At 45.1% G+C, this 17,100-nt stretch carries 15 protein-coding genes; 7 read left to right on the forward strand and 8 right to left on the reverse strand.

From position 1 onward, the window contains the following. Positions 1–27 precede the first annotated feature (27 nt). Together ACM1ND_RS16700 and ACM1ND_RS16705 are read right to left on the reverse strand one after the other, a co-directional pair. Positions 28–732: a YitT family protein gene (locus tag ACM1ND_RS16700; protein ID WP_013310869.1), complete on the reverse strand. Its 705-nt coding sequence runs from the start codon at positions 730–732 to the stop codon at positions 28–30. Positions 733–1,194: 462 nt separating this feature from the next. Next, a complete protein-coding gene (locus ACM1ND_RS16705) occupies positions 1,195–2,085 on the reverse strand; it encodes a DMT family transporter (protein WP_069079999.1) in 891 nt (296 codons plus the stop codon). Between the two features lie 307 nt (positions 2,086–2,392). On the opposite strand from ACM1ND_RS16705, the gene ACM1ND_RS16710 reads away from it, so the two are divergent. The 5 genes from ACM1ND_RS16710 to ACM1ND_RS16730 all read left to right on the forward strand — a co-directional run bounded on the left by ACM1ND_RS16710 (position 2,393) and on the right by ACM1ND_RS16730 (position 6,684). Further along, positions 2,393–2,794 (forward strand): hypothetical protein, encoded by a 402-nt coding sequence (locus ACM1ND_RS16710; RefSeq protein ID WP_028540573.1) that lies wholly within the window; start codon positions 2,393–2,395, stop codon positions 2,792–2,794. A 223-nt stretch (positions 2,795–3,017) separates the two neighbouring features. Continuing rightward, the gene (locus ACM1ND_RS16715; RefSeq protein ID WP_069080000.1) at positions 3,018–4,481 is read left to right on the forward strand and encodes a spore germination protein; all 1,464 of its coding nucleotides are present in this window, start codon (positions 3,018–3,020) and stop codon (positions 4,479–4,481) included. Continuing rightward, complete coding sequence (locus ACM1ND_RS16720) at positions 4,474–5,565, forward strand: GerAB/ArcD/ProY family transporter (RefSeq protein ID WP_028540571.1); 1,092 nt, start codon at positions 4,474–4,476, stop codon at positions 5,563–5,565. Before ACM1ND_RS16715 ends, ACM1ND_RS16720 begins: the two co-directional genes overlap by 8 nt. Beyond that, a complete protein-coding gene (locus tag ACM1ND_RS16725; protein WP_245240357.1) occupies positions 5,562–6,101 on the forward strand; it encodes a Ger(x)C family spore germination protein in 540 nt (179 codons plus the stop codon). Before ACM1ND_RS16720 ends, ACM1ND_RS16725 begins: the two co-directional genes overlap by 4 nt. Then, positions 6,094–6,684: a Ger(x)C family spore germination C-terminal domain-containing protein gene (locus tag ACM1ND_RS16730; protein ID WP_256026456.1), complete on the forward strand. Its 591-nt coding sequence runs from the start codon at positions 6,094–6,096 to the stop codon at positions 6,682–6,684. The genes ACM1ND_RS16725 and ACM1ND_RS16730 overlap by 8 nt, the downstream gene beginning before the upstream one ends. Before the next feature lie 14 nt (positions 6,685–6,698). On the opposite strand, the gene ACM1ND_RS16735 is transcribed toward ACM1ND_RS16730, so the two are convergent. After that, positions 6,699–9,224: a transglycosylase domain-containing protein gene (locus tag ACM1ND_RS16735; RefSeq protein WP_418026354.1), complete on the reverse strand. Its 2,526-nt coding sequence runs from the start codon at positions 9,222–9,224 to the stop codon at positions 6,699–6,701. A gap of 216 nt (positions 9,225–9,440) precedes the next feature. Between ACM1ND_RS16735 and ACM1ND_RS16740 the strand changes: the two genes are divergently transcribed. After that, positions 9,441–10,709 carry a DNA polymerase IV gene (locus tag ACM1ND_RS16740; RefSeq protein ID WP_068941516.1) on the forward strand — a complete coding sequence of 423 codons (1,269 nt, stop codon included), beginning with the start codon at positions 9,441–9,443 and terminating at the stop codon, positions 10,707–10,709. Positions 10,710–10,857: 148 nt separating this feature from the next. Here the strand turns inward: ACM1ND_RS16740 and ACM1ND_RS16745 are convergent, their stop codons facing one another. The 4 genes from ACM1ND_RS16745 to ACM1ND_RS16760 form a co-directional block, all read right to left on the reverse strand. Continuing rightward, positions 10,858–11,145 (reverse strand): stage VI sporulation protein F, encoded by a 288-nt coding sequence (locus ACM1ND_RS16745; RefSeq protein ID WP_013310877.1) that lies wholly within the window; start codon positions 11,143–11,145, stop codon positions 10,858–10,860. Between the two features lie 111 nt (positions 11,146–11,256). After that, the gene (gene recG, locus ACM1ND_RS16750) at positions 11,257–13,305 is read right to left on the reverse strand and encodes an ATP-dependent DNA helicase RecG (RefSeq protein ID WP_068941514.1); all 2,049 of its coding nucleotides are present in this window, start codon (positions 13,303–13,305) and stop codon (positions 11,257–11,259) included. 1 nt (position 13,306) lies between these two features. Beyond that, positions 13,307–14,176: a DegV family protein gene (locus tag ACM1ND_RS16755; RefSeq protein ID WP_023989297.1), complete on the reverse strand. Its 870-nt coding sequence runs from the start codon at positions 14,174–14,176 to the stop codon at positions 13,307–13,309. Positions 14,177–14,225: 49 nt separating this feature from the next. Next, positions 14,226–16,010 (reverse strand): DAK2 domain-containing protein, encoded by a 1,785-nt coding sequence (locus tag ACM1ND_RS16760; protein WP_418026356.1) that lies wholly within the window; start codon positions 16,008–16,010, stop codon positions 14,226–14,228. A gap of 509 nt (positions 16,011–16,519) precedes the next feature. On the opposite strand from ACM1ND_RS16760, the gene rpmB reads away from it, so the two are divergent. After that, positions 16,520–16,708, forward strand: a complete 189-nt coding sequence (rpmB, locus tag ACM1ND_RS16765) for a 50S ribosomal protein L28 (RefSeq protein WP_013310881.1) — start codon at positions 16,520–16,522, stop codon at positions 16,706–16,708. Positions 16,709–16,931: 223 nt separating this feature from the next. Here the strand turns inward: rpmB and spoVM are convergent, their stop codons facing one another. Then, entirely contained in the window at positions 16,932–17,012 is an 81-nt protein-coding gene (spoVM, locus tag ACM1ND_RS16770; protein WP_010345573.1) for a stage V sporulation protein SpoVM, read from the reverse strand. Between the last annotated feature and the right edge of the window lie 88 nt (positions 17,013–17,100).

Raw genomic sequence — 17,100 nt, forward strand, 5'->3', positions numbered from 1 at the left:
TTTCTCTCCTGACGTAACACCCTTTCCTTATTGACGAAGGCTGTGGACGACCGGCACTGTTTTGGCAACCACCTTTTTAGCGGGAATAGCCGCTGGCAGTACCTTTTTCACAGGTCGGTGCAGTTGGAACGTGGTCGTCCATGTAATTATTTTTCCGGCAAGCCACACAGCCAGTATTGTAAACATTGTTTCCTTCATAGGCAGATACAACAATGATAATCCCAGTACGATGATGTCACTGACAATAAACACGTTGCCGATTTTCCACCCGCGCCACTCACTGATCAGCAGAGATAAGATATCATCGCCCCCGGTTGCTCCACCGAATCGCAGTACGATTCCGGCTCCCAAACCTGTAAGCACCCCACAAAGTAGAGCAGCTATCAGCAGATTTCCATGTAGATCTATAACCAGAGTCGAATACTTCTCAAATCCTGCATAAAACAGTGAAAAAGCGACGGCTCCGATTAACGCAAGCAGCATAAATCTTCTGCCCTTCAGTACCCATGCCAGCAATATGACGGGAATATCAAGCAACAACATACTCCATGCTGGAGATATGCCAAATGCGTAATGTCCCAGCAGGGCTAAGCCTGCAAAGCCGCCTTCTGACAAATGATTTTGAGCATTAATGTGATAGTACGTAAAAGCTAAAATGCATGTTCCGAGCAACATGACAGCAATCTGTCTCAATGCTCCATTGTTCACGATAGATTCGTAAGTTTTCCTCATACAGGCTCCCTCGGTTTCTCGTAAGTTTGATGTGGATGAACCCACTCTTACGGAAGCTACCGGGTAAGATGTGCCTGGAGGACTTGGTCCTTCGCATGTACAATCCCCTCTTCCGCAGAGTTGGTTTTCGCAACTTGACGTTACTCCGCGGAAAAGCTAAGTATAAGACAGATCAAATCGTTTCCAAATCGTCCTTTGGGGAAGTATCCTTCGGGGACACATGGTATCCTGATCCTTTCTTTTGTGGAATAAAACTCCGACATTTCTGTGGTGCATATAATTCTATAATTTATTATACCACACCTTGTCACCTGCTAAACAGCTTGCTTTTTTGCTGCACCATATTTTATTTTATGTGTGAGCATGCTTTATTGTATGTGCGAATTAACGCATTATACCGAAGGTTTGGCGAATGCACATTTAATATAATAACCAAAGCGTATTTTATTTCTGTTTAGATTATTATTCACTTAATTTGGCGGTTCTACGCTGGTTGGCCATAAACACGCCTCCAAGTATAAGGACCAGCCCGGTCAGAACGTTCCAGCCGATATGTTCATTCAGGAGCAAAAAGCCCCATACAATGGCACTTACTGGTACAAAATACGTCACCGAAGAAGCAAATTCCGCACTCCCCCGCAAAATCATGTAGTTGAACAAAATATATGCTACTCCTGATCCCAAAACTCCCAGTCCTATAAGAGAACCCAATACACCTGGGTCAGAAACAATCGACAAATCAGGTCTCTCCACAATTGCCATCATAATGCCACCCCCTACCGCAGCACCAAACAGTGTCGAAAAAGTAGCCTGATACATGGAAAGATTGGAGAGAAAACGTTTGGAGAGCTGTGTTCCAAATCCGTAGCAGAGAGTCGCAAGCAGCATACATCCAAAACCCACAGGATCAACAGAAATAATAGATGCAGGATTAATACCCAATAAAATAATGATTCCTACAAAAGCGAGACCCATTCCTAACCACTGCATTCGATGAAAAATAGCCCCGAAAAAAACAAGCCCCACCAACATGGTCCATATTGGCGTGGTGGCATTCAATACAGAAGCCATGCTGCTAGCTATTCTGGTCTCGCTAAAACCGATCAGTGTCCATGGCAAAACCATGTTGACCAAAGCTACCAGAACAACCGATTTCCACGGAATGCTTTTGATTTCAAACGGCCTGCGCATAAGTAGCATTAATAAGACGATAAAAATAAATCCAAAGCTGGATCTGAGAAATACAATCGTCCACGGCCCTACTTGATGTAGCAACAACACCTTGATAAACATAAACGAACCGCCCCAAATGAGGCTCAACAATAATAAAGCTGCATATAACGAACGTGACAATATGTATACCTTCTTTCTCCACTTTCTTAAGTTAAATAGTAAAGGCTGACCGCAGCCAGAACGATCTCTCCTTTTATGTAAGTTTTTATCCAATAGCTTAACATAAACTCTGTTTGACTGTCATTGGCGATAAACGCATGAATTCTTTACACAATGGCACATAGGATATCGCTCCCTACCACTTTTCCAATAATTGATGATTGCTTTAGTAATGGAAAAATTCCTATGATGAGGGAGGTATAAACAGAACATACGTTCTATATACTGATTATATATTGTATTCTTACTCGGAGTAAAGGAGATTTTTATGCCAAACCAAAAGACACTAAACCACAAGAATAAAGCTCCTTTGCCTTCTGAAGAAGACGCAGGGCTGATCAAGATCTGTGTACTTCTAACTCTTGTGCTGGATGTGCTGGAACGAGACATTCGTATTATAAATACCTCTCCTCTAAAAATGCCCGATTTGTATGTTCGTAGCCTGACTGGAGTACAACAGCGCGTAGCTGTTCAATTAGCAGAGACAAAGGCGCGAATGAAAACACTAGGGGTTAAAATATACAGCGAAATCCGAAATCATGAAGGCGTAGAGGTTTTGTATGTATGCCGCGGCTATCAAAGGCGTTTTTTCATGCTTTCATCCTTTGCCCGCAGCGAGGTCCGACGGAAACTGGGACATTATCTGGGAATTGACCCCACCCAAGATTAAGCCCCCTTGTAATCTCGTCTCTAGTTCTTGCACGATTAATTTTCATTCCCTGCAAAATAACCAACCCACCTCCCATTTATCAACCTAAATTAAATTCTAGTATAAAACTATTGCGTTACGTGAAGTGAAGGTGATTCGAGAATGGATAAGTCACCATATCATGGATAAACTCAATCCATTTGACTCACATTATGCCTATCTCATCCAAAAAGGAGGTGCTCTCTTGGCTGGACATGACGCAGCTTCCGTTGAATTAAGTAGGAATGTTTCCTTTATTGAGCAAGCCCTTTTTTATACGGATGATTTAAAAAAGCAGGCGATTTCCGTTGACGGCAAAGACGGTATGCTGCTCTATATTGATTCGCTCGTAGATCAGGAGATGATTCAAACTCATATCCTGAGTGCCTTATATGAGAAAACCGATGCAGTCTCTCATCAAATGTTCACTACCTTAAGCAGTCAAAAAGACACCGACCTTCAAAATGCTGCTGATTCGCTTATTCAGGGATATTGCATTTTTATGATAAATGGAGCGGAGGAATTTTTTATCCTTTCTTCCGAAAAAACGTATGCTCGCAGTACGGACGAACCAGAAAACGAAGGGATTATTCGCGGACCGCACAATGGATTCATTGAGCAGTTATCCATCAATCTGAATCTGATTCGCAAACAAATTGTCACACCGTCACTGGTTGTACGCTACTTTTATGTGGGATCTAAAACCCGGACTAAAATCGCTATTGTCTATGTTCAAGACTTGGCTAATCCTGAGCTAGTGGAAGCAGTGAAAACGAGAATTAAAGCGATCTCCTCCGATATGGTGCTCCCCCCCGGTTTTATTCAAGAGTTTATTGAGGACAACCCTTTTTCCCTCTTCCCTCAACAACTCAGCACGGAACGACCGGATCGTGTGACCGCCAATCTAATGGAGGGACGCATAGCGATTTTGGCTGAAGGTAGCCCAACTGCTCTAATAGCTCCCGTCTCTTTTTTTGCATTTTACCAAAGCCCAGATGATTATCACGGTCGTTGGATTATTAGTTCATTTCTAAGAACGATTCGAATGATGAGCTTTTTGATCGCTTTTACGCTACCTGCCATTTACATTGCGACGATTGCTTTTCATCCAGCTATTTTGCCATTAGAGCTGGCGCATACCATCAAAAAATCACTGGAAAATGTTCCATTCCCAGCGATTGTGGAGGCTATGCTGCTTGAATTGATCTTTGAGGTGCTACGAGAAGCCGGGGTTCGTCTACCCAGTCGGGTTGGTCAAACTATTGGAATCGTTGGCGGTCTCGTCATCGGAGATGCTATCGTTCGGGCTGGTCTCGTGTCGTATACGATGATCATCGTCGTCTCGTTAACAGCCATTTCTTCTTTTTTAGTGCCTTCTCATGAAATGAGCTCAGCGGTTCGTATCCTTTGTTTTCCGATGATGATTGCTGCAGCCTTGTTTGGATACATTGGCATTGCTTTCGGTTTACTTTTTCTTACTATCCACCTTTGCAAGCTTGAGACCTTTGGTACGCCCTACTTTGCTCCTCTTGCACCATTCCGGCTCGGTGATATGAAAGATGTTTTTATCCGCTTTCCGATTTGGACATTTCATCAGCGACCATATGATTCCCAAGCCCAAAAATTGAAGCAGCAGAACGACTCTAGGAGCTGGAAAAGACGTGAATAAAGAAAGTACCATTGCATCGGGTCAACTGTTTTTTCTCATCATTAAGTTTGAGATTGGCGTAGATATTTTGTCACTTCCCTATCAGATGCACCTTTCAGCTAAAGGAGGGGGTTGGATATCTGTCATTATTGGTGGCCTTTTGATTCAACTCATTATTTTGATGTGCTGGCTCCTGCTAAGACGTTTTCCCTCCTCTTCGATTTATCAAATATTAACCCAGATTACTGGTTCCTGGATTGGAAAAGGATTGACTGTGGCTTACATTGCTTACTATCTGCTCATGGGTACCTCGGTTCTTGTGAACGCTTATGACGTCATTAATCGCTGGATGCTGCAATATACTCCCCGTTGGGCTATACTTGCCCTGTTTTTGTTCAGTAGCATATATCTGGTTCGCGAAAATTTAAGAACGATTGCCCGAGTACTTGTTTTAATTTCATTTCTGATTTTTCCCATGATGCTGTTAATTAGCTATGGTATAAAGCAGTCCAACCCGCTTTATCTGCTACCTCTGACTGAGGCGGGATGGCCCCGTATTATTGTCGGTTCAAAAGAAACGCTCCTAGCGATGTTTGGTTTTGAGTTCATTCTTGTCGTCTTTCCCATGGTTGAGGGCAAAAGTACAAGCAAGCTCAAGTCAATTCTGGCAGCTAACGCGATCGTGGTACTATTGTATTGTTTTACCGTATTTACCTGTACAACCGTATTCAGTCCCCAACAGCTTGAATTAATGCCGGAGCCAGTCATTTATTTGCTCAGATCCATTCCACTGGGGACGATGGATCGGGTCGATTTTATTTTTCTGCCGATTTGGCTCATTTCGATCTTTGGCGCTATAAGTGGATATTATTATGCGGCGTCTTACGGAATAAGCTATCTATTCAAGCAAAAAAGTCACAAAAAGGCGGTTCCCTTTGTTGTGCTCGCCTCATGTTGTATTGCCTATTTGCCTCAACGAAGAGAAGATTTCGAGCTTATTGGTTCCATAGCCAATAATTCTGCTTATTTTTTCCTAATTGTGTTCCCTTTTCTGCTGCTGATCCTATCCTATCTCTTCAAAAAAAAGGAGGGACCTGAAACATGAAAAAAAAGAGCAGAGCGCTTGGAATGCTAACTCTACTCATTTTTATAACAGGCTGCTGGGATCAGGACAATTTGAAGGATGCCCGATTGGCAAATGCATCGGCTTATGATCTCACTCCTGAAGGCATGTTGTTGCAAACGCTAGAGGTTGTAGACGATTCTCAAAGCAATCAAGGTAAAAGCACCAATGAAATTCATTCAGGCACCGGCCACTCCGTTCGGCAAAGTACAGACAAAATCCGAGCCAAAGTAACCGGGGATATCCGCTTTTTCAAATACGGAGTTATTTTGTACGGTACAAGCTTGGCCCGAAAAGATTTATATCCCTATCTGGATGTGCTGTATCGTGAGCCTGACCATCCGACTTCCCATGTCAAGGTAGCTATTGTAGATGGATTAGCTGGAGAAATAATAGATCAAAAAAGCATAGGTAACCTCTTGATTGGCGAATTTATAACCAAAAAAATCAGAAGCCTTGAGGAAATGTGTATGTTCCCGGAAATGACACTGGAGACACTGCTCCCCCCCAATGCTTGATCCGGGTCAAGATTTTGTACTCCCCTATCTTTCCAAAGAAGGAGAAGATATTACAGCACGTGGAATTGCCTTATTTCACGGACAAAAATTCACAGGAAGCCTAAGTAGTGAGCAAGGTGTTTTATATGTCTTAATGACTGGAAAGTGGAAAAATACAGCTCGCTTTGTAAAAAGGATACATCCCGGACCTGTCGGTGATGTGCAAAACTTTATTACGTATCAGGCTAAAATCCAGAATGTCAAACGTAGCCTTAAAGTGAACGTTCAGCGCGATGGACAAATTGATGTGGAGCTTAACCTAAAATTGCCTGTCGATATTGTTGAATATGCACGAAACCATCTTCAAGATAAAGCTAACGTACAGCGTCTGAACCGTCAACTTTCCGAAATCATGACCCAGGATGCGGAACAAATTATCCGTACACTTCAGGAAAATGGATGTGATGCCTTTGGCGTAGGCAGACAGTTGATCGCTCATTATCCAGCAGTATGGAAAAGTGTGGATTGGAATAAAGAATACCCCAATATCCGTTTTCATCCGCAGGTCACTGTAGACATTGTCGGGAACGGCATTTTAAACTAGGCCGTTCCTGCCGTTTAGTTTTTGGGTTGATCAGATATTATTTCAGGATAAACAACTTCGTCAGATTTGGTTTTTGGAGTCTCACTCTGGCTTTGTGATTCAGAAGGAGTCACCTGCTCGTTCTCAACAGAAGGTTGCGGAGTAGCTGTAGATGGCAAATCTTTATTCTCATCAGGCATATCTATCTCTGTGTCTGCGTCAGGAACAGTAGGATCCGTTTCCTCTGGTGGAATTTTCTCTTGATCTATTGCAGGTACCTCAACCTCTGGGACTTCTTTTTCCTTGATATCTGGTTTAGATGGGACCACTGGTCTAGCAGAACGCGGAAGCTGTTCTCTTCCAACTTCGGTAGGCACATACTTTTGATTAAACCAGTCAGTCACGAGTTGACCCGATTGACGGGAATAACGCCCTGGCAGCTTACCTGTAAGGCTAGAAACCGTAACTCTTACAACACCTTCCGGCCGTATAAAGTGCTTATTCTTAAAAAGCTCAGGCTGGTCCTTGACCGCCTCATTCATGATCAGTGCCCACACTGACTGTGCTCTGGAATGGCCTTCTTGAGATAATGTATTAACCTGTTGGCGGTAACCAGCCCAGACGCCTAGTGTAACGTCAGGTGTGTACCCCATAAACCACACATCACCAAAGTTTTGTGTCGTACCGGTTTTACCGGCGATATCAATGGCACCGTAGCTTTTAAAAGCATTTTGCAGGCGTTTGCCGGTTCCCCTCGGATCTGATATAACCGTTTTGAGCATATCCGTCATCAAAAATGCGGTTTGCTGCGAATATACACGCTTCGTCTGCGGTTTAAATTCATATACGATCTTCCCGTTGGCATCCGTAATTTTGCTGATCAGATGAGGTGAATTATATACACCCATATTGGGAATCGTTCCATATGCTGCGGTCAGTTCCTCGACGGATACCCCTTTGCTTAGTCCACCCAAAACCCCTGTCTGAGCATGTTCATCCTGCGGCTGAATCGTCGTAATTCCAAGAGAACGCACAAAATTCCAAGCATTTGGAATTTTAACTTCATATAAGAACAGCCTCAGCGCAGGGATGTTGATTGACCGATTGAGTGCTTCACGGGCTGTCATAAGCCCCTCGTACCGTCTGTTATAATTTTTAGGAATATGATAACCTTTACGCCCGTCTTTCAATATGATTTGTGAATCATCAATAAGACCGGCTGGCTGAGTGTAGCCCTTTTCCAAAGCAGGTAAATAAGCAGCAATAGGCTTCATGGCAGAACCGGGCTGACGTGTCATTTGAGTTGCATAGTTCATTTGCTCGGTATTAAAATCCCTGCCCTCGATCATACCGAGTATAGCCCCTGTTTTATGATCAATCATGATTGCTGCAATCTGCTCTAATCCCTTCTTCTTACTGTATGGAGAAAAATTTTGTGGATTGGCTGCAATCTGCCGCATATTGTTATAAATTTTCTTATTTATCGTTGTATAAATTCGATAGCCGGACCGTTGCAACTCTTCTCGCGTATTTTGAAGAAGCTCGGCATGCTCAGGCTTGGAAATCTCGGCTGCCGTGATATCGGGATTTTGCTGGAGCGCTAACAATTGGGCTGCTTCCCGCTCTGTCTCCAGCATCAAATAAGGGAATGTGTTATAACTTTTTTCGCGATGTGGCGCAAGAGTGGCTTTCACATCAAATTGAAGCGCCTCGTTATATTCGGATAGCGTAAGTTTACCTGTTGCCAGCATTCTTCCCAACACGACACGTTGGCGCTCCATCGCTTTATTGAAGCCTTCTTCATCGAAGTTCCCTTTACCATCAAAAGCGGAATAAACAGATGGCAGTTGCGGGAGACCTGCCAAATAAGCCGCCTGAGCAATATGAAGCTTATGTAGATCACTTACATTGAAAATCCCTAACGAAGCAGACTTGATTCCATATAAATTGTAACCAGCGGAACCATTACCAAAAGGCATTTTGTTTAAGTAAGCCGTTAATATTTTATCCTTGCCCATAAACCGCTCCATACGCAGTGCCAGCAGCATTTCCTTCACCTTGCGACTGTCCGTCTTATCCAGACTGAGAAAAACCCTTCGGGCTACCTGCTGCGTCAGTGTGCTGCCGCCTGTTTGGCGGTTTTCATTCAAAAGCTTCTGCTTAACGGCACGAGCTGTTCCCTTTAAATCCACACCACGATGCTCATAAAATTGGCTGTCTTCCGTTGAAATGAGGGCGTCCACAATAGACTGAGGAACATCCTTCAGATCAACGAGCTGTCGATCCTCCTCCATGCGCATTCTTCCAACCGGAGTTACCTGATCATTAAAAAATACAAAGCTGGTCAGAGCGTTCTCATTTACCTTTTCATATATCAACTGACGTGATCGTACAGGTTCATCATGAACCAGTGCCGCCACATAACCGGATATAAGACCTCCAGCAAACAGCACTCCAAGTACACCCGCAAACGAGAACCACTTGATATTAATCAGCAAAACTCTGCCAAAAATACGCCACCTACTGCGTTTTTGAGATGATGGTCGACGTTTTGGGTTCATAAAAATGGTTTTCTCCCCTCAATATTCATTCATTTCCACTTGTTTTTGCTCAAGATATTATGATACGCCATGTTAGGTTTTACGTAAACTGTAACGTTCCAAAAAATACATTTGTATTAGGAACACTTGTTCTGTATATAATACTACTATAAGAGTATACATTCAAGAATATTTTGGAAGGATGACCCACACATATCAGGAGAGGAGGTCGGATTTTTGAAGGAAAGCAGAAATAGAACCATATTCTTATCGGACTGCCAAAGTTTTTATACCAGCATCGAAAAAGCAGATGATCCCAAATACCAACATAAGCCACTCGTTGTGGCCGGTGACCCTGCACTTCGTTCAGGCATTATTTTAGCTGCGTGTCCGCTGGCCAAAAAATACGGTATATCTACAGCAGAACGCCTGGGAGAAGCGGTGAAAAAATGTCCTGACCTTATCATTGTACGCCCACGTATGCAGCATTATATCGATGTCTCATTAAAAATAACAGAAATCTATAATGAATATACGGATTTGGTTGAGGTTTTCAGCATTGATGAACAGTTTCTGGATATGAGCGGAAGCCTCTCCCTGTTCGGGGATCCGGTGAGTATTGCAAGTGAAATTCAGCAAAAGGTACTGGCACAAACAGGAGTATGGATTCGAATTGGCATCAGCTCCAACAAAATGCTGGCTAAAACCGCAACAGATATATGGGCTAAAAAAAATGACAGTGGCATTTTCTTGTTGCCTACATCCGATATTGCAGCGTTGCTGTGGCCTCAGCCAGTACGTCTTATGTTCGGCATCGGTTCGCGCATGGAACGGCATTTGGAGAAGCTTGGACTACACACCATTGGAGATATTGCACGTACTCCCTTACCCCGGCTACAGGACAGATTCCGGTCTCATTTCGGCAAGCAGTCCGATATTCAGGCAGAGGTGATATGGCGAACTGCTAACGGGATCGATCACAGCCCGGTCAAGCCGGAAACATTTAATACACCTCCCAAATCCATCGGTCATATGATGACTCTTCCCCGCGACTATCTCCAGCCTGCGGAAGTGGAAACCATCCTGCTTGAACTAACAGAGGAGGTGTGTCGGGACGCCCGCCGCAAAGGATATATGGGCTCGGTTGTGACTGTTCATTGTATATGCAGTCCCTACGAGGCACCAACCGGATTCTCCCGACAAATGAAGATACCCGATCCTACAAACCATACCCAAAAGGTATATGAAACCGTTAAAAAAATCTTTTATACTTTTTGGAATCATATGCCCGTGAAGCGCGCAGGGGTTACTTTAAGCGGATTGGTGGATGATCAACTGTATCAGCTGGATTTTTTTGAGGATCAGGAGCGATCCCGTGCTTTGGAAAAGGTGACGGACACTTTAAAGGATCGGTACGGTCAGTCCATCATCATGCGCGCATCGTCGTTAACAGATGCCGGACAGGCCATGGAACGGTCTATCAAAATTGGCGGTCATTACAAATAAAAGTCTCATGATAAGCACACACTAGCTATTGCCCGGGGAATGAACTAATACAAACCAAAAAGGATCGCCTGATATCAGGCAATCCTTTTTTCATCTGTGCTTCACAAAAAAACATGGAGAGCGCTTTGAAGCACCTCTTCAAAAGCAATCAACGGAACATTCCCCACAGCTTGATTAGATGGAATGTATTGGACGGATCAATTTTTTGTGCCAATACGAAGGCGGTCAATTGCTCCTCCTGCGCAGCCGTCAAACGCTCGTTTAAAATAGCAGAAGTGGACTTCACAAGATGACGCACCTTAGCTTTATTTTGCAGGTCCGCTTTAGTCACACCTTCAATCTGCTGCTTAACCCGCTCCTTGAGCGCACGATTCTTCATTTTCAACTTAATCCGCTCCACCAGTTGCGGACTGATTCCATATTGCTGATAGCTCAATGTTGCCACACCTCCCATATCATTCGGTCATTCCCAAATATATGACGGCCAGCCTGTCCATTGTGCCTATCTGTTTAAAACGTTTAGAACAACCTCATGATTCATGGTGGATTAGTCGATGAGGTCCCCCTGGAAAATCTGTTCTTTTTGCAAATAACCGCGCAGTCCTTCATACTGCGGAGATGTCCAAAAGGACGAATCCTTAATCAGATCGGTTGCATCCTCCCGCGCCTTTTCCAGCACCTCAAAATCCGCTACCATATCTGCTAAACGAAACTCGGGTAGCCCACTCTGCTTGGTGCCAAAAAAGTCACCCGGCCCTCTCAAATCCAGATCGCGTCTAGCCACCTCAAAACCATCGTCCGTATCGGTCATAACCTTCATCCGCTCCTGACCAACCTCCGACTTAGGATCAGCGATCAGTACACAATACGAGGCATGTGCTCCCCGTCCGACACGTCCACGTAATTGATGTAACTGGGACAGCCCAAAACGATCCGCATCCATAATGATCATTAGCGTCGCATTTGGGACGTCTACCCCCACCTCCACAACCGTCGTTGAAACGAGCAACTGAACCTCATTCGCATAGAAAGAACGCATAACTTCTTCCTTTTCTGCGGGAGTCATTCGTCCATGTAATAGCCCAACGCGGTAATGTGGAAAAGCCTGTTGCATTTGAATATGCAAATCGATGGCATTCTGTACGTCCAGCTTCTCCGACTCTTCAATCAACGGGCAAATCAGATAAGCCTGCCGTCCCTGGTCTACCTCGCGGGAAATAAAACCAAGTACCCGATCCATCAGTTCGTGCTTCACCCAATAGGTGGAAATTGGAATACGCCCCTTCGGCCGCTCTGACAACGTAGAAACATCCATATCGCCAAACGCAGTGATGGCCAGCGTACGGGGGATCGGTGTGGCCGTCATCGTCAGCACATCGGGATTATAGCCTTTGCGGCGCAGTACACTACGCTGATTCACTCCGAATCTATGCTGCTCATCCGTTACAACAAGCCCAAGCTGGTGAAAATATACATCCTCCTGAATGAGAGCATGGGTGCCTACTACAATGTCCAGCAGACCCATTTGGAGAGCAGCTAGGAGCTCCTTACGCTTCTTCCCGGTTGTACTCCCAGTCAGTAGGCCCACACTGATTCCAAAGGGCTCAAACAGCTTGTGAAGCGATCGCATGTGCTGCTCGGCCAATATTTCGGTTGGCACCATCAGCGCTCCCTGAAAACCGGAACGTACTGTGGCAAATAAACCGATGGCAGCAACAACTGTTTTACCTGACCCAACATCTCCCTGAAGCAGACGGTTCATACAATAAGGTGAGCGTAGATCGTGCAGTATTTCAAGCTCTACCTTCTTCTGTGCATCCGTTAATTCAAAAGGCAAAGCCCTTACAAATTCACGAATCGTGGCGTTATCCACGGTATGTACCACCCCGTCCGCTCGACCACGATTTAGCGCCCGGAATGCCTGCATTTTCAGCTGAAATAAAAATAGCTCCTCATACACCATCCGCCGACGAGCCTCTTGCCCCTCGCGGTTGTCCTGAGGCTGGTGTATACCTGCAATAGCCTGCTTGCGCGGCATCATACTATATTTACGCACAAGCAACTCAGGCAATATTTCGGGGATCATTTCACCAAACTGCTGGAGTGTCTGGCTCATTGTTTTTCGCATCCAGCTTTGCGTAATCTTGCCGCCTATAGAGTACACCGGTTGAAGTGTCCCCGAGCGGGCTACTCCTTTATCAGGAAACTCAGAATCTGCAACAGTCATCTGCATCCGTTTGAGATCCCATTTACCAGTCACCACAATTTCACGACCTGAGGTTAGCTGCTCCTTCATGAAATGCCGATTAAACCACGTCGCGGTAAACATCCAATCCTCGGCCATCAATTTACAAGTCAACCTTGATTTGCGCCCGTAACGCTGAAGCACCGGAATGCCCATAATTTTGGCCTGTACTGTAATCTTATCTCCATCCTTCACTTCGCTTAGCGAGCGCAGTCGGTAATCTTCATACCGAAACGGATAATATTCCAGCATGTCCTGTACGTTAGAAATGCCAAAAGCGTGAAGCTCTCCCTCTTTGAGAGCACTCACGCCATGTATTTGTTTTAAAGGTATTTGATCCAATTGCAGCATATTACCTCTCATCTCCGGCCGGCCATACAAAAATGCCAATCGTTCCTGGCCCTACATGGGTCCCAATCACAGCGCCAAGTTCAGTATATATTCGATCTCCCAGCTCAAAATGCTCTGCCAGCTGAGCCACGAACGCTTCTGCCGCTGAGCGATCTGCCGTATGACCCACAGCAATATTAATTTTTTGGCCTTTTAAATCCCGCTCCAATAGTTCAATTATACGTGCTGTCGCTTTTTTATGCCCTCTCGCCTTATCAACCGAATAAATAGTGCCTTCTTTGTCAATCGAAAGAATCGGTTTAATGTTAAGTAACGTACCAACCATTGCCGCTGCCTTGCCAATACGTCCGCCTTTTTGTAAGTATTCCAGGGTATCCACCAGGAAATACAAACGACGGCGCTCCCCACGACGTTCCACAGCCCGAACAATATCAGCCGGGGAGTGCCCGGCAGCCGCCAGCTCTGCCGCATAAACCACTAGCATGCCGTATCCGTATGAAGCTGATTTGGAATCCACCACAGTCACTCTATGTTCATGCTTCTCCAGCATGGATTTGCCCAGCAGAGCAGACTGATACGTTCCGCTCACACCCGAGGATAAATGGATAGAGATAACCTGGCTCTCGGGGTACTGCTCCAACAGCGTCGTGTATGTCTCCAAAAAACGGGCTGGTGAAGGCTGTGATGTCGTAGGTAGCTCATCAGCCCGTACTAGTTCGCTGTAAAACTGCGATGCTGACATCTCAATGCCGTCCAGGTAAGCTGTGCTGCCGAACATCACTGTCAATGGTACAACAACTATACCGAGACGGTCTGCTAATTCCGGTGGAATATCAGCCGTGCTATCCGTCAAAATGATGGTACTGCTCATCAGTCAGACCTCCTTTTGTTGTGGACTTCCATGGGCGTGCTAAAGCACATCAGGTTTCCACTGAGAACAAATAAGGATAAATCGGCTGACCACCTTCATGAACTTCCACTTCAGCATCCGCATAATTTTCTTCAAGCCATGCAACAAGCTGATCTGTGTCTTCTTGATTCGCGTCTGAACCTGTGAGAATCGTAACAATTTCATCGCCATTCACCAGCATTTTCGCTAGCAAAAGACGGGACGTTGCCATTAAGTGTTCCTCGGTCGCTACAATTTTGGAATCCTGAATACCGATGTAATGCCCGGCTGTAATATGCAGGTCATCCAGTGTCGTATCCCGTACCGCGTAGGTCACTTGCCCAGACTTCACCCGGGTGACTGCGTCACGCATATTGTCCTGATTCACCTCAAAAGCCTCTTCCTCCTGGAAGGCAAATGCTGCCGCAATGCCCTGAGGAATTGTTTTGCTCGGAATAACCGACACCATACGTTCCATCTCTAGCAGTTCACGTGCTTGTTCTGCCGCCAAAATAATATTGGAATTATTCGGAAGAATAAAAATATGTTGAGCCGCAATCGAGCGCGCCGCATTAACGAAGTCCTCTGTGCTCGGATTCATTGTCTGGCCGCCAGAAAGGACAACATCGACGCCTAAACTTCTGAAAATATCAGCAATTCCTTCACCGGAAGCCACAGCTATAAAACCAAAGGATGCCAGTTCATGAGCGGGGGGCTCAGACGGCTCTTCCTCACGTGCAGGCTCTGTTGGTATTTCAGCAAACCACTCAGGCTCAGGAGCAACATCCATACCCGCAGACAACAAATCACGATGCTGCTCGCGCATATTTAAAATACGAATCTGTGTAATTTCTCCGTAGCGCAGTGCCAAATTCAGCACTTCACCAGGAGCCTTAGAATGCACGTGAACCTTGATGACATCATCGTCTGAAATTACGATAATAGAATCACCATCTACTGCTAACGCTTTCCGGAAGGCTTCCTCATCAAAATCGGTACCTTGCGCTTCGCCCAATTGTCGATTAATAAAAAACTCCATATCATACAAAAATTCAATATTATCCGTTTCGAGCTTCGCTTGCGCAGAAATCGGCGCATCTGGGGAAGGAACAACTGCAGTAGCAGTAGGTCTCTCCGATACGTGAGGAGCAAAAACCGTGCGTACATTATCACTTTTTGCAGTTGAAGACGTCACCAAGCCGCTTCCAAGATACTGCATAAAACCTTCATAAATGTACACAAGACCTTGCCCACCCGAATCTACAACTCCTACTTGCTTCAATACAGGGAGCATGTCCTGCGTCATGGCAAGCGTTTCCTTCGCTTTGGCAAGCACTTCTTCCATCAGTTCCGTGATGTCGTTCGTCCGGCGCGAGAAAAACACAGCATGCCTGGCCGCTTCCTTCGCCACGGTAAGAATTGTACCCTCCACCGGCTTAACAACCGCCTTGTAGGCCGCATCCACCCCGCTCTGCAATGCCGATGCGAACTGAAGGGTATTCAATTCCTCGTATGGGGCAGCGTAACGGCTGAAGCCACGAAACAACTGAGACAGGATAACCCCTGAATTGCCGCGGGCTCCCATCAGCAAACCTTTGGATAATATGCCGGACATGACACCGATGGAGGAAGAGTCCCCCCTCTTTAATTCCGTTACGCCCGCGCTCATCGTCAAATTCATGTTGGTTCCCGTATCACCGTCTGGCACTGGGAATACATTTAGTGAATTGACATGTTCCGCATGCTGCTGTAATTGTTCCGCCCCGGCTAAAACCATTGCGGTAAAATCTGTTCCATTCAAAGAACGATTACTCAAGAGAATTCCCCTTCCTAGCTTAATACACTTGTTTTACTATCAACCTTCACAACACCTTATTCAACTGTGCGTACAGGTTCAATTGAATTATACTAAAGCCAGACGACGAATACGAATATCACACTTTCGTAAGCTTTTGTACTCACGTCTGGTCGTTCTTCTACAGGTCATATAAAATGAAAAACCAGTCAACTGCCTAACAATAAATCATCGGCTGGAATGATGACTATAGTCCCGCCTCTGAACTGCCGGCATGACTGGAATAAGAATTCACATTCCATTTTAATACAAAATAATCGCAGCAATAACTATCCCATATTGTACTATAATGCGAAAGAGAAATAAATAAAGTTTTTGAATCAGTTGACGGAGCTTTTTTGACTATGATATTATATTTAAGTATTGTTTTGTTCAGGTTAGTGACTTACAAAGTCCGGCTGACCCAGTCGGCCTGAAGAGAGACCCGTTCCATATGGAATTTGGTTATTTTCAGAATAGGAGGTGGAATCATGTCTCGTAAATGTTCTGTAACAGGCAAAAAGCCTGGCAGCGGTAACCACGTATCTCACGCTAACAACCGTAATCGCCGTACTTGGGGCGTCAACGTACAAAAAGTTCGCATTCTCGTTAACGGTAAACCGAAACGCGTTTATGTCAGCACTCGTGCATTGAAAGCCGGTAAAGTGACTCGCGTGTAGTCGTAAAAAAATATCGTTATAAACAAAAGGCACCTCGTTTTAAACGGGTGCTTTTTTGGTTATTCGAAAGTAATATCCATCTGGTTCAGGAGAACAAAATGTCAGGCACCTTCCCGTGCGTTCCTATCTTTTACTGCCGAGCTACCTATCTGTTGTGCCCGGGAAGCATGCCCTGTGTACCTCCAGCTTTCATCCTACATCCTGTGTTTACATTACGTTGAATTCAGTTTTTCTGGAATGTATTCAAAATGGCTTTAACGAATCCACCCAGAAATTTTGGCAGCTTGATTGTGTAAAACTTCATGCCTCACCCTCCCCATCATCCTCCTGCATCCGTTCTCTGTAGTTTATGCAACCTGTCAAGGGTTGTTGCCCCACAAAAAAAAGGCTAC

Origin of the sequence: Paenibacillus sp. JJ1722, from assembly GCF_048282685.1 — a bacterium.
Classification (GTDB): Bacteria; Bacillota; Bacilli; order Paenibacillales; family Paenibacillaceae; genus Paenibacillus; species Paenibacillus polymyxa_B.

What these genes read in the sequence shown, in the direction of transcription:
- spoVM (WP_010345573.1), bottom strand. Translation starts at nt 17,012, where the DNA reads ATGAAGTTTTACACAATCAAGCTGCCAAAATTTCTGGGTGGATTCGTT.
- ACM1ND_RS16730 (WP_256026456.1), top strand. Translation starts at nt 6,094, where the DNA reads ATGCTTGATCCGGGTCAAGATTTTGTACTCCCCTATCTTTCCAAAGAA.
- ACM1ND_RS16735 (WP_418026354.1), bottom strand. Translation starts at nt 9,224, where the DNA reads ATGAACCCAAAACGTCGACCATCATCTCAAAAACGCAGTAGGTGGCGT.
- ACM1ND_RS16725 (WP_245240357.1), top strand. Translation starts at nt 5,562, where the DNA reads ATGAAAAAAAAGAGCAGAGCGCTTGGAATGCTAACTCTACTCATTTTT.
- ACM1ND_RS16700 (WP_013310869.1), bottom strand. Translation starts at nt 732, where the DNA reads ATGAGGAAAACTTACGAATCTATCGTGAACAATGGAGCATTGAGACAG.
- rpmB (WP_013310881.1), top strand. Translation starts at nt 16,520, where the DNA reads ATGTCTCGTAAATGTTCTGTAACAGGCAAAAAGCCTGGCAGCGGTAAC.
- recG (WP_068941514.1), bottom strand. Translation starts at nt 13,305, where the DNA reads ATGCTGCAATTGGATCAAATACCTTTAAAACAAATACATGGCGTGAGT.
- ACM1ND_RS16755 (WP_023989297.1), bottom strand. Translation starts at nt 14,176, where the DNA reads ATGAGCAGTACCATCATTTTGACGGATAGCACGGCTGATATTCCACCG.
- ACM1ND_RS16710 (WP_028540573.1), top strand. Translation starts at nt 2,393, where the DNA reads ATGCCAAACCAAAAGACACTAAACCACAAGAATAAAGCTCCTTTGCCT.